The following is an 11,816-nucleotide window of genomic DNA, read 5'->3' as shown; positions in this document are numbered from 1 at the left end:
CCGCGTTGGTCGGAAGCTGCCGCAGATCCTGGCCGGCTGATATCTCCCATCCGTCACTGAAAGGCCAGCGTGAGGACACGCAACGCATCACGCGTTCGCCGATCGCTGAGGTTGCTGTAGAGCATCACGTCCTGCGAGCGAATCGGCGGTAGCGACAGGAGACCGCTGACGTCAATCGTGCCCGGCGGCACCGCACGCCGCGCCAGCACCGCCACGGCCAGGCCAGCGGCAGCGGCGGCACCCAGGATCGCGGCACCCTTGCCGACGAAGACTTCGCGCCATTCGATGCCGGCGCGATCAAGCGCGCGTACCGCCTCGCTGCGGATGCGGCACGATTCGCCTTGCGTGGCCAGCGGCAACGGCTGGTCGGTACGCGGCTCCCAGTCGGCCGACGCGAACCATGAAAAGGATTCGGCGAACACGATCTTGCCCCGCTTGCCGCGATCCTCCGGGCGCAGCACCAGCACGGCATCCAGCTCTCCCTGCTCCTGTGCTCGCATGAGTTCGTTGGTGCCGGCGATACGCATCTCGACCAGTAGATTCGGATCGTGGTCCCGCATCCGCCGCAGCAGAAACGGGAGTTCGCTGCCGACCAGTTGCTGATTGATGCCGATCGCCAACCGGCGCTGCTCGGTCTCGAAAGCAGCGGCCGCGCGATCGTGGGACGACACCAGTTCGCGCGCCACGCCGAGAAAGGCGAGGCCTTCGGCCGACAAGCGAACATGCCGCGGCGTGCGTTCCAGCAGGCGACGGCCGAGCTGCTCTTCCAGGCGCCGCAGCTTGAGACTGATTGCGGACTGGGTAGTGCCCAGCACGTCGGCAGCACGGGTGAAGCTCTGCAAGTCTGCTGTCAGAAGGAAAGCCCTGACTGCATCCACGTCCATCGCTTTCATCTGGATAGATTCGATTTTTAAATGACAGATATCTTTGTAGATGCATTTTTCGTATCTATCAAGCGGCCTAGTATGGCAGCGGTCGATTCCCAGCCTTGAAGGACTCACCGATGAAACCACTGACCGGCGCACTGGTCGCAATGTTGGCGGGACTGGCGGCGCGCGGCGCGCACGTGCCCACACCTGCATTCCCGCTGCAAGGCACCTGGATGTTGGTCGCCGCAGACAAAGTCTTGCCCGATGGCGAGACGACACGGGACTACGGCGAAAACCCAAAAGGCAGGCTCGTCATCGACGCCAAGGGTCGGTATTCGCTGCAGATCTTCAAGTCAGGACGCCTGCATTTCGCTAGCGACAACAAGGCCGATGGCAGCATCGACGAATTCAAGTCCGCAGTCATGGGCAGCAGCACCCACTACGGCACGATGACCATCGATGATCGGGCAGAAGTACTGGTGTTCTCGATCGTAGGCTCGTCCTTTCCCAACTGGGAAGGCACGATACAAAGGCGCCAGTACACGTTGGATGGTGCCGAGCTGCGCTACAAGGTGCCGCCCCGAGCGGATGGGAGCATCCCGGTCTCAGTGTGGCGCCGGCTTGATTAAGGCTATCTCGCTTCCGCTCGAAGGCAATCACGCCCTCGATTCACGCTTCGTCTTTTGGAGCCATCATGCCGCACTTCGTAGTCGACTGTTCCCAGGAAATACTTCGGATCCATGATGAAGAATCGATCATCACCCGGCTGCATCGCGTGGCGATTTCTTCAGGGCTGTTCGATGAATCCGACATCAAGATCCGTATACGCCCTTTCACAATCCATGCCGTCGGCGGCGGGCGGGAAGATTTCATCCACGTCTTCGCCTGGATCATGCAGGGTCGCAGCGTCGAGCAGCGCGCCGCCTTGTCGAAGGCCATCGTCAGCGATCTGGCTGAGATGTTTCCGCTGCTTCCCCGCATCGCCGCGAACATCGCCGAGTTCGAGCAAGCGGCCTATTTCAACCGCGCGATGATGTGATTTCCTAGTCGGCTTCTGGTGCGGCCGCGCATGTAAGCCTTCTCGAAGGACATCTGCTATCGGTCAGAGGTGGACACTCAAGACTAGGCTGGAATCGCACCGATCTGCTGCAACAGCCCCAGTAAGTCCGGTTGCCCACGTTCTTCGACAAATTTCCCATCTGACAAGCGATAGATGTTCATGGCCTGAACTTGAATCGACTTTCCGGTCGCCGGAACGCCAAAGAAGGGGCCTTTGTGTGTGCCACGCATAATGAAGCGAGCCGCGACCTTGTCGCCTTCGGCGATCGTCTCTTCCAGCGACCATTGGATGTCAGGAAAGCCGGAACGCATCATCGCGATGATCTCTAGGTAACCCTCCGGCCCTTTTACCGGATCGGCGCGCCCCGGCACATGGAAGACGGCATCGGGGGATATGAGTTCATCAGCAAGCGCTTCGCTGGCGGTGTTGATGAATTCCAGAAAACGCGACATTACCTGTTTGTTTGATTCCGTCGTCATGGTGCACCTCGCATTGGGGTGAAGACATTACCGTCCGAAAACATGGAGTAGCTCAGCCCGGGGAATGGTTACTCGGATCCGGAGGCACGTTCAGCGGTCGATGATGGCCATGTTACCTTCCTCGTGGCGTTTTCCGGCGACCGGCATAAGGTTGTTCAACCGCTCGATCTGATCTCCTACCATCCGGGATCACTCAATTAATGAGCCGATAAGCCAATTCTTTCCCTTGATTCTCGCGAATGTCCGCTCCGGGTCGGAAGCGGCCTTTCCTCGACATCGGTATTTGTCGAGAGCCTCAGCCACTATCATCAAACCTCTCGTAACAGCTTTCGCCTGGCTGCAAGCAATGTCGCAGCAATCCGTCTCTTTTTCTCTCAGATGGTCCGCAGATCGGCGACAACCTGGCTCCTGACCGAACGTACCGCTGGAATAAAACCGCCGGCAACCCCAATCACCAACGCCGCTCCCAGTCCTTTCAGTACGACGGCCGGCGTCATCGCCATCTCGAACACCAGCTGACGCAGATCGCCTCCCACCGCCGTGCTGACGGTATTGCCGTTGACGAGCAGCCAAGCCGCGAAGGCGCCCAGCAGCCCGCCGGCCAGTGCCAGCAGCATGGCTTCCGCGACGATCGAACCGACGACGACCAGAGGAGGAAAACCGATGGCGCGCAGCGTGGCAATTTCGCTGCGACGATCATCGATGCTGGAATACATCGCGTTGATGGCTACGAAAACCGCACCCAGCGCCATGATGCCGCCCATGACGTACGCCATGAAACCCAACAGCCCATTCAAACTCTGGGTTTCGCGAAGCAGGAATTCCGGCTCGGTGAATACGTCCACGGCGACGCTTGGGCTGGAGGTCAACGCTTTCTTGAACGAATCGAATGCCGCCGCGTTTGGTAGAACCACAGTGACGTTCTGGAATGCGGGACGCTGGCTGACATTCATGACCACCTCTGCACTGGTCATCAGCTCCGATTCGCGGGCGCTACGATTCGCGGCGAACACACCCACGACCTTCCATTTCGTCCGATACGCCGTTATCTCGCCACCGAGCTCAAGCCCTTCGAACTGTTTCAACGCTTGTTGGCCAACGACCAGCTCCAGCTTTCCTGGTTCGAACATACGGCCGGCCACGATATGGATTTCCGGCCGTATTGCCAGGATCTCGCTGCCGACGCCGCGCAACGTGCCATTGACTTCCATTCCAGTACGTTTTTCGATCAATGTCAGCGGCGCCACGGCCTCGGCGCCTATGAACTGAACGCCATCGGCACCTTTCCGCGCATCCGCAATATTCCGGATGACGGTCAAATCTTCGGGCGAGATCGCGCTGGCGATCTCCACGGTCGAACCCGTTCGCAGGACGACTGCTCGATCAGGGTTGCCCGAATCGCGCATCGCCCCATCCAGGCCGGCGCTCATTGCCAGCACGCCCGAGAACACTGCGACAGCACCGGCAATACTAATGACCATGACCAGTGAGTTCACGCGCCGCCGCGACAGATCTTTCAGATTCATGGCGGTGGCCGCCAGCATCAATTTGATCGAGTTCATGGCGCCTCTCAACGTCCCGCCAAACCTTCGACGATACTTAGCCGCGCCGCGAGAATGGCCGGCAACAACGCGCTCACCAACGCAATCCCTATCGCAATCAAAAAACCGGTCAGGAACACGGCCGGCTGCAGGCGCATGGCGCCGAACAACTCGGCCACGGAGGGAAATGCCAAGGTCGCCAGACCGAAGCCTATCACTGCGGCCAGCAGACTTAGTATCAATGCTTCGCCGACGATCATCGTCGCGATGCGTCCTGGCGTGAACCCTACCGCCATCAACACCGCCAGCTCCGGGAAGCGTTGCCGAACCGACTGCATCATCGTGCTGGCGCTCACAACCAGCAGAGTGAACAACACCGCGCCGGTGATGAAGTTGCCGATCGTCCGCAGATCGTTGATCTGTCGCCACTGCACGGCTGCGTAGGCATTCTCGCTACGGGTCCGGGTCTGGAACGGCGAGTTCTCCGCCATGTCGTCGATGGCTTTGGCGATCTTCCCGCTTTGGCTCTCATCGTCGACACGCGCGATGATGAGATGAACCGCCCCCGCGCCAAAGGCCCGCGCTTCATCGAAGTGATCGAGATTGATGAAGAACAGGTCGTTGAGTGCGGGCGCCGCCTCGGACGGTTCGTAGATGCCGGTGATGTCGAAATACCAGACATCCCCGCCGTCCTTGCGCGGCCAGATGGCTGATTTCACCGGCACGCGGTCGCCTATTTTCCAGCCGAAGCGCTTCGCGAGATGAGTGCTGATGACGGCACCGGACTTGATTCGCGACATCGCTTCTAGTTGGTCGCGCGGAAGACGCAACTCCGGGTACATGCGGAAGATCCGTTCCACATCCGCTGCGACGATGGGCAGTTGGACTGTCGGTTGTTGGTAGTAGCCGACAAAGTAAGCCCAGTACGCGACGTCCGATACGCCCGGTATTTTTTCCACCTGCTGAGCGAACGGCACGATCAGCGGATGGTACATGCTGATGCGATTCATGACGTACAGGCGATCCAGGTGGAACCGTGCGGTGACAGTATCCAGTCCCTGGTTGATCCCGTTGAGCAGTCCGAACAGCAGAAAGGCGATGGTCATCGATGCGAAGGTCAACGCAGTGCGTACGGGCTTTCTCCAGAGCCCTTTCCAGATCAACTGCAGACAACTCATGCTTCGCGCTCCATCGCCGTCATTGATGAATGTGGCGACGTCGCCACGCGTTCCTTGTCGCGGTGCAGCTGGCGCTTGGCCCTGACCGCCGCAAGGGGATCGTGCGTCACCATGATAATGGTCTTGCCGTGATGCTGGTGACTCTGCCTTGCTTCCTGAATATCTCCCACCTGTCCCCACGATATCAAAGCCAGCGGCAACCATCAGTCACCAGGCTCTAGTCAGAGCAAGAGGCAACTTTTCCCTTGCAACCCGCAAAGGCCTCCCGTCGACCAGAAACGGACATCCACTCGACGTCCGCTTTGGGCCAGAAGCAGACATTCGGCGTGCAGGTTCGCGACGACAAATCGAGACGCGCTAGCCGCGTCGCAGCGCCTCCATTGGCACGGCAAACGCGGCGGATGGCTGCGCACAAGCAGTACCAAGAAGCGACGGGACCCATGCGGCAAACGCTACACGCAGTCTTCCCTGCGTCGATGGCGTCCGAGTCAGGTGCAGACTCCGGCCACACGGATCACTAAAGCCGAATCTCTCTTACGGCTTTGATGCCGATGAGGCAGTGCTGGGAGTGAGAAGGAACAGACGGGCGCCATGCGGGACTACTTGCGGCTTGAAGGTACCGCTCACCGGTTCCAGTTGGGTACGGCTCCATAGGTCCCGCACCTGCACCTGTCCCTGCAGCCCGAGCGCCGCGATTTCTACCGGCACCGGGCGAGTGCCGGTGGTCGCGCCGCTGGCGTCGCGAGTATCGAACACTGCCAGGTACTTGCCCTTGCCGTCGGCCGCATCGGCGACCCAGGCGATCAGCCCGTCGTCGCTGCGGAACAGCTGGCGGTTGTGTGCACTTCGCTGATTGACCGCGAGCACCTCATCGTTGGTGAGCAAAGACAGCGTGAACGGATCGGTGCGGGTCAGGTCGCCGCCATGGATCAGCGGCGACCGCGCGATGCTCCACAAGGTCATCAGCGTGATCTGTTCGTCGCGGGTGAAACGGGTCGGCCGATCGAACTCGACGATGCCCAGCGGCAGCATGTCCGCATCCGGCCAAGCGCCGGCGATGCGGTACGGCGTCCACTCATGCAGGCGCTTGAACTGCGCCAGCAGCAGTTCCCAGCGGTCCCAGAAATCGTCGCTGATCCGCCACATGTTGGCGTGCTGGTTGACGTGGTTGCCGGCGGACAAGGGCGTCTCGCCCGGCGAAGTGCTGAACACGATGGGCCGGCCGGTCTTGTCGATCGCCTTGCGTATAGCCTCGATCTCGGCCTGGTGTTCTTGATACGGGCGGCTGAGATCGTCGACCTTGACGAAGTCCACGCCCCAGTCTGCCAACTGCTGCATCAGCGAATCGTAATAGGCCTGCGCACCTGGCTTGGACATGTCCACGCCGTACATATCCGGATTCCAGGAGCAGATGCTGTTGATGTCGGCGATGTCGGCGGCGCGCAGATGAGTGCCCAGCAGCGGCGTGTTCTGCTTGACCGCCTGGCGCGGGATGCCGCGCATCATGTGGATGCCGAATTTCAGTCCCTTGCTGTGCACGTAGTCGGCCAGCGGCTTGAAGCCCTGGCCGCCTGCCGCCGAGGGAAACTTTTCAGGCGCGGGTACAAGCCGGCTGAAGCCGTCCATCGCCAGTACGGCACCTTCCTCATAGATATGACCCTTGGCAGTGGGCTGATACCACTGGATATCCACGGTGATGTATTGCCAGCCATGTGCCTTGAGCTTGGCGGCCATGAAGTCGGCCTGCTGCTTGATCTGCGCTTCGGTCACCGTGGTGCCGAACGCATCCCAGCTATTCCAACCCAAGGGTGGCGTCGGAGCCCATTGATGGAAATCGCGAGACGGCGGCGCGGCGTTGGACGTGGCGGCTGCCAGCAACAGGCTGCCGGCGAGCAACTGGACACGCAGGAACCGCAAGAATCTTGATTGACGCATGGACTACTCCTGTCCCGCTGGACCGCCGTGGGCCGGGACGATAGACGACGCGCAGGGTCGCGTCACTTGGGCAGACTAGGATGCACGTTGATCGTCGGTCCAATGAAAAGATTCGCATCCGCCATACCGAGATGGGCATGGCGGTTCGCGATGCGCGAGTTGCGCCGGCCAGGAGCGGGCACTCCATTCAGAGGCGCCTCCAAAACAATACTTGCATAGCGTCACCACGAACTACCTCTTCTCCAGCAAATCGGTTAGACCGCGCACGAGCTTACGGTTACGGCCATAGTGAAGGGACTTTTCCCCAGGTCATCCAGCCCTTCAAAGTCGAATACGTAGACGCCTCTAACGATAAGCGTCAATTGCCCGTCGCGGGATCTGCTGAAACTAAGCGACGTCACGTCCACGGGGTGATGTGCGTTTTTCAGATGGATTGATCCGTCGATGTAGCCATCATTCGGGCTGGTTGGAAATTCGAACAGCTTCCCAGCCAAGTCTCTGAGCATGTTCGATGGCAAGTCGATGGCGTCGAGGCGAATGGATGTATCTACGATCTCCTGATTCCAAAGAAATGGAGTCATCAAGATACTGATGGATACGTCGCCTGGTACTCCGGAAAGAATGGCGTGACGGGCTTTCAGTTCCCTTGGCGAGAAGTCTTCCATAGCAGTCCAACCCCTAGATTAAGCCAAGCCGCGCAGCGGCTTAGGCTTGAATGAATGCTCAGGTCTCATCTTCTGGCCATACCTTTTCCAAGTTGCCATCCACGAAACCTATGCAAACTGCCTGGGCAGAGCGCAAAGCTTCAGCTTGAGGCGTCGAAGAGCTACGGAGAAACCGGGCGACCTCCCGGGCGACATACATCTGCGCCTGCTCCCAGGTAGCGCCGCCGACAGATCGTGGAATGGTCAGCTGCCCTGGCCTGCTCGTCCATGCTTCCGGGGGGCAACTCCAATCTTCGTCGTCCGGGTCATAACGGGAAGCGCCGATCAGCTCAACGATCCAGTCTCCGCATTCCGCCATGTTGAAGTTAAACGCTACGACATTCGCTGGCAGGGTTGCGGGTGCGACACAAACAAGCCACTTGGAAAAGTCCGGTGCAGGGAATTCGAGCATGAGGCCTGGCTATCTAAGGCCGGATCCAAGAATCCGGTTATACGAGTCCGCAGCGCACCATGTGGCGCGCTATCCGCTTGATACCGCTCGATCTTAGGGTGGCTGGGTTCGGCTAACAAGCTGGGCTTCCGCTTCCGTTGATATCAGAGGACAGAAAGTATTTCGTCGGGATCGAACATAAAGGAACTTGGGTCCGCCCATTTTGCTGATTCCACAGATAACTGGGACTGCAGTAACGCATCGCTTATCGCGCCCTCGCCCATGATATCGCGCACCACTGCGCGGCCATCGGATGCGCTGACATGGAGCGCAGGCTGCACAGCCACGCTCTTGATTGCGGTGGCCAATCGGAAGCAGCGAAGCATCACCGCGCCGCCAGGACCTTCAAAGTCTCCGCGATCGTATTGACCTCTCGCTGTCCATCCACGTTCCATCGGCCCAATGACAAGGAGGCGATGCGATGGTCCGCTTCGGCCGGATCGACAGCCAGGCAATAGCCGCGCCTGCGCAGGGACCGTGTCAGCCAGAGTGTGGCTACGTCGTCGCCTTCAACATAGACGGAACGACTGGCAACCGTGGAACTCTCGAAGCGTCCGGATTCTAGTGAGAACGCCAGGTTCTCCTGATCGAACGCGTCGCCGACCGCACCGGAGAGCGCCACATCTTCAGGCGCACCATCGACGAAACGTCCTTGCCCAGGCAGCAGCCACAGGCGATCGGCGGTCTGCAGCGATAGCTCCAGATCATGGCTCGACAGGATGATCGTCATCCCCTGCTCGGTGGCGATACGACGCAGCATGTTGATGATGGTGACGCGGCTGGGCAGATCGAGAAAAGCAGTGATCTCATCGAGCAGCATCAGATCAGGTTGCTGCGCCAGCGCACGCGCGATCATCACGCGCTGTCGTTCGCCATCGCTGAGGCTATCGACCGTGCGGCCGACAAAATGCGCGCCGCCGACTTGCTCCAGCGACGCGGCGGCGATGCGGCGGTCCTCGTCGGACAGCACGCCAGACCAGCCCGTATAAGGTTGGCGACCCATCTCCACCAAATCCATCACACCCAACGCACCGACTTGCGGGCGTTCGGTCAGCACGACCGCGATCCGGCGCGCTCGCGCGATGCCCTGCAACTCGCGCACTGGCGTACCGTGCAACATGACCTCACCGGAGATGGGCGCGAGGAAGCCGCCCAATGTGCGTAGCAGGGTCGACTTGCCCTGGCCATTGCGGCCCAGCAAGCAGACGAATTCGCCGGCGTCGACCGTGGTCGGCGGCAACGTCGCTAGCGCCTTGCGGTGATAGCCGATACGCAAGTCATTCAATACCAGCATGTCAAACCCCCGCTGCGCGCAGGCTGCGCGACTTCAGCAACAGCACGATCACCACCGGCGCACCGAGAATGGCCAGAATGGCGTTGAGATGCAGGAAGTGCTGGCTCCAAGGCAAGTGCACCACGAAGTCGGCCGCGAGCGCCAACAGCGCGCCCAACAGCAGCGTCGCCGGGATCAATGCGCCGATGCGCGCCGAGCCAATCAATCCGCGCGCCAGATGCGGGGTAATCAAGCCGATGAAGGCCACCGGCCCACAGAATGCAGTGACCGGCGCCGCCAGCAGGATCGTCGCGCCCAGCACCAGCCGACGCAGGCGCGGTACGTCGACGCCGAGGCTTTCGGCGTAGGTCTCGCCCAGCAGCAGTGCGGTCAACGGCTTGGCCAACCAGATCGCCAGCGCCAGCCCGATCAACAGCGGCGGCAACAGCGTGGCGAAATCGGGCCAGACGATCGATGCGAACGTGGCGTCGTTCCACGAAGAAAAAATACGTGCCTGCGTGCGATTGGTGAAATGCAGTAGGACACTGATCAGACCCTGCGCCAGGAAGCCCAGCATCAAGCCAAGTACCAGCAAGGTGACGGTACTTACCCGACGCGCCATTGACACCATCGCCAGCGCGACCCCCAACATGCCCAGTACCGAACCAGCGACGACGCCCAACCCCGACAGTCCGGTAATCAACGCCAACGCGGCAGGGCCAACGACCGCTCCCGCTACCACCACCAGCGCTGCACCGAACTGCCCGCCCGCCATCAATCCCAGCGACCAGGCATCGGCGAGTGGATTGCGGAACAACGTCTGCATCAGTAGTCCAGCCAAGCCGAGCGCACCGCCACCGACCACGGCTGCCAGCACTCTTGGCAAACGCAATTCGACAACGATGCGCGATTCGGTGGAGGTCGAACCGAATTCGGCCAGCGCACTCAGCACCTGCGCCGGCGACAGCACCACTTGGCCGATGGCCAGGCTGGCGATCAGCGCAGCCAGCAGCGCCAGCAGCAGCGCAGCGACAGCCAGTAGAGGCAACGTGGCGCGGCGATCCGCCAACGGCATCGCCATCCGTGATTCGGCGCGGCTCATTGGTACTGCCCCTGCGGCAGCGGCTTCAAGAACCGGAACGGCTCGTCGACCAGTTCGGGATGTAGCGCCTTGACGAAGTCGGACAGCACCCAATCGGGCCGAACCAAAGCGGTCTGATACCAGTCGTAGGCGTTTTCGTTTGCAGCGATACGTCCGGTGTTGCCGAACAGGCGCTGCTCGCGCCAGGCACGGAAGCCGCGCTCGATCGCCGGGTTGCGCGGCGCTACCGCGTGGATGTCACCGATCAGCCAGACATCGGCTTGATCGCCGAAAGGCAGGACCGCCTCCGTGGATACGGTCTCCGCGGAATATTGATCCGGATCTTCCGGGCGCGCCATCAGGTTGATGCCACCGGCATCGGTGATAAAGCTGGCCTCGGCGCCGCGCACGGTGGCAATCCAGCGATCTGCCCCATTTGGATAGGCCCACAGCACTTTGGTCTTCGGGAGATTCGCGACCTGCGCTTTCAGTTCGGAAACACGGGCCTCCACTTCGGCGAATATCTGCTCGGCACGCGCTTCGGTGCCGGTGAGAATGCCGTAGAGACGAATCCATTCGGCGCGGGCGAGATAGCTTTGCTCTTCTTCGGCCAAGGTCGGCAACACCGCCAAGCCCAGCGCTTGCGCGCGTTTCAATTCCGGCGTGTGGGCTGGGTCGCTCAACCGCATCAGGAACACATCGGGCCGAGTCGCCAGCAACACGTCCAGATTGGGTGGCGAGTGCCAGTTGTAACCCACTTGGCCAATTTTTCCGGCCTTGGCTTTGCGACGGATCTCATCGTCATAAGAAGCCAGTCCACCTACGGCCACCAAACGGTCCTTGATGCCCAGCTGGCCCAGGAAGGCTTCGTCGGAGGAAGCGTTGGTCGCGACGCGGTGCACCGGCGTGCGGATCACGGTGGCGTCGGCCAGGTCGCCGTGCAGCTTCGGCGCGGGACCTTTGGCCGGAGCCAGCACGATAGTGGCCGACCATTCCTGCTTGGCGCCTTCTTCGTTGGCCATCGGCCCTTTCAGGCGCGCCACCACAAAGCCATCGCGACGCTCGAGTTTCAGGTACTGCGCGTGCCGTAGTGGAATCGGCTGGCCGATATCAGCGACCTCCGCGGCACCAGCAGCTGGCTCGACTCGATCGCAACCTGAAAGCGCCAGGCCCGCAAGCGCCACGATCAGGAACAACGAGCGGTAGTTCATCGGGTACCCCCAAAGAGAGAGCTGGAAAACGTGA

General features: G+C 60.7%; 13 protein-coding genes. 2 read left to right on the top strand and 11 right to left on the bottom strand.

Annotated features, from left to right (window positions below):
- Window positions 1-53 precede the first annotated feature (53 nt).
- On the bottom strand, window positions 54-893 hold the full coding sequence (locus AADW18_RS11095) for a LysR family transcriptional regulator (protein ID WP_337343448.1): 840 nt from the start codon (window positions 891-893) through the stop codon (window positions 54-56).
- Window positions 894-1,003: 110 nt separating this feature from the next.
- Here AADW18_RS11095 and AADW18_RS11090 point away from each other — a divergent pair, with 110 nt between their 5' ends.
- Window positions 1,004-1,498 carry a lipocalin-like domain-containing protein gene (locus tag AADW18_RS11090; RefSeq protein ID WP_337343447.1) on the top strand — a complete coding sequence of 165 codons (495 nt, stop codon included), beginning with the start codon at window positions 1,004-1,006 and terminating at the stop codon, window positions 1,496-1,498.
- 65 nt (window positions 1,499-1,563) lie between these two features.
- Window positions 1,564-1,908, top strand: a complete 345-nt coding sequence (locus tag AADW18_RS11085) for a hypothetical protein (RefSeq protein ID WP_337343446.1) — start codon at window positions 1,564-1,566, stop codon at window positions 1,906-1,908.
- Between the two features lie 83 nt (window positions 1,909-1,991).
- Here the strand turns inward: AADW18_RS11085 and AADW18_RS11080 are convergent, their stop codons facing one another.
- The 10 genes from AADW18_RS11080 to AADW18_RS11035 all read right to left on the bottom strand — a co-directional run bounded on the left by AADW18_RS11080 (window position 1,992) and on the right by AADW18_RS11035 (window position 11,782).
- Window positions 1,992-2,408 carry an ester cyclase gene (locus AADW18_RS11080; protein ID WP_337343445.1) on the bottom strand — a complete coding sequence of 139 codons (417 nt, stop codon included), beginning with the start codon at window positions 2,406-2,408 and terminating at the stop codon, window positions 1,992-1,994.
- 374 nt (window positions 2,409-2,782) lie between these two features.
- Entirely contained in the window at window positions 2,783-3,970 is a 1,188-nt protein-coding gene (locus AADW18_RS11075) for an ABC transporter permease (RefSeq protein ID WP_337343444.1), read from the bottom strand.
- 8 nt (window positions 3,971-3,978) lie between these two features.
- Window positions 3,979-5,127 carry an ABC transporter permease gene (locus AADW18_RS11070; protein ID WP_337343443.1) on the bottom strand — a complete coding sequence of 383 codons (1,149 nt, stop codon included), beginning with the start codon at window positions 5,125-5,127 and terminating at the stop codon, window positions 3,979-3,981.
- Window positions 5,124-5,327 (bottom strand): hypothetical protein, encoded by a 204-nt coding sequence (locus tag AADW18_RS11065; RefSeq protein ID WP_337343442.1) that lies wholly within the window; start codon window positions 5,325-5,327, stop codon window positions 5,124-5,126. The genes AADW18_RS11070 and AADW18_RS11065 overlap by 4 nt, the downstream gene beginning before the upstream one ends.
- A 334-nt stretch (window positions 5,328-5,661) precedes the next feature.
- On the bottom strand, window positions 5,662-7,062 hold the full coding sequence (locus AADW18_RS11060; RefSeq protein WP_337343441.1) for a glycoside hydrolase family 27 protein: 1,401 nt from the start codon (window positions 7,060-7,062) through the stop codon (window positions 5,662-5,664).
- 254 nt (window positions 7,063-7,316) lie between these two features.
- A complete protein-coding gene (locus AADW18_RS11055; RefSeq protein WP_337343440.1) occupies window positions 7,317-7,727 on the bottom strand; it encodes a hypothetical protein in 411 nt (136 codons plus the stop codon).
- A 58-nt stretch (window positions 7,728-7,785) separates the two neighbouring features.
- The gene (locus tag AADW18_RS11050; RefSeq protein WP_337343439.1) at window positions 7,786-8,178 is read right to left on the bottom strand and encodes a hypothetical protein; all 393 of its coding nucleotides are present in this window, start codon (window positions 8,176-8,178) and stop codon (window positions 7,786-7,788) included.
- A 364-nt stretch (window positions 8,179-8,542) separates the two neighbouring features.
- A complete protein-coding gene (locus AADW18_RS11045; RefSeq protein WP_337343438.1) occupies window positions 8,543-9,511 on the bottom strand; it encodes an ABC transporter ATP-binding protein in 969 nt (322 codons plus the stop codon).
- Between the two features lies 1 nt (window position 9,512).
- The gene (locus tag AADW18_RS11040) at window positions 9,513-10,592 is read right to left on the bottom strand and encodes an iron ABC transporter permease (protein ID WP_337343437.1); all 1,080 of its coding nucleotides are present in this window, start codon (window positions 10,590-10,592) and stop codon (window positions 9,513-9,515) included.
- Window positions 10,589-11,782, bottom strand: coding sequence for an ABC transporter substrate-binding protein (locus AADW18_RS11035; protein WP_337343436.1), 1,194 nt, complete (start codon window positions 11,780-11,782; stop codon window positions 10,589-10,591). The genes AADW18_RS11040 and AADW18_RS11035 overlap by 4 nt, the downstream gene beginning before the upstream one ends.
- Between the last annotated feature and the right edge of the window lie 34 nt (window positions 11,783-11,816).

Origin of the sequence: Pseudoxanthomonas sp. CCNWLY206-1, assembly GCF_039710385.1 — a bacterium.
GTDB lineage: Bacteria > Pseudomonadota > Gammaproteobacteria > Xanthomonadales > Xanthomonadaceae > Pseudoxanthomonas_A.
Note: the sequence above shows the minus strand (reverse complement) of the source record. Positions and strands in the feature narration are given on the sequence as shown.

Coding starts and splice junctions, on each gene's coding strand:
- AADW18_RS11080 (WP_337343445.1), bottom strand. CDS start 2,408: ATGACGACGGAATCAAACAAACAGGTAATGTCGCGTTTTCTGGAATTC.
- AADW18_RS11060 (WP_337343441.1), bottom strand. CDS start 7,062: ATGCGTCAATCAAGATTCTTGCGGTTCCTGCGTGTCCAGTTGCTCGCC.
- AADW18_RS11035 (WP_337343436.1), bottom strand. CDS start 11,782: ATGAACTACCGCTCGTTGTTCCTGATCGTGGCGCTTGCGGGCCTGGCG.
- AADW18_RS11045 (WP_337343438.1), bottom strand. CDS start 9,511: ATGCTGGTATTGAATGACTTGCGTATCGGCTATCACCGCAAGGCGCTA.
- AADW18_RS11090 (WP_337343447.1), top strand. CDS start 1,004: ATGAAACCACTGACCGGCGCACTGGTCGCAATGTTGGCGGGACTGGCG.
- AADW18_RS11070 (WP_337343443.1), bottom strand. CDS start 5,127: ATGAGTTGTCTGCAGTTGATCTGGAAAGGGCTCTGGAGAAAGCCCGTA.
- AADW18_RS11040 (WP_337343437.1), bottom strand. CDS start 10,592: ATGAGCCGCGCCGAATCACGGATGGCGATGCCGTTGGCGGATCGCCGC.
- AADW18_RS11085 (WP_337343446.1), top strand. CDS start 1,564: ATGCCGCACTTCGTAGTCGACTGTTCCCAGGAAATACTTCGGATCCAT.
- AADW18_RS11055 (WP_337343440.1), bottom strand. CDS start 7,727: ATGGAAGACTTCTCGCCAAGGGAACTGAAAGCCCGTCACGCCATTCTT.
- AADW18_RS11050 (WP_337343439.1), bottom strand. CDS start 8,178: ATGCTCGAATTCCCTGCACCGGACTTTTCCAAGTGGCTTGTTTGTGTC.
- AADW18_RS11095 (WP_337343448.1), bottom strand. CDS start 893: ATGAAAGCGATGGACGTGGATGCAGTCAGGGCTTTCCTTCTGACAGCA.
- AADW18_RS11075 (WP_337343444.1), bottom strand. CDS start 3,970: ATGAACTCGATCAAATTGATGCTGGCGGCCACCGCCATGAATCTGAAA.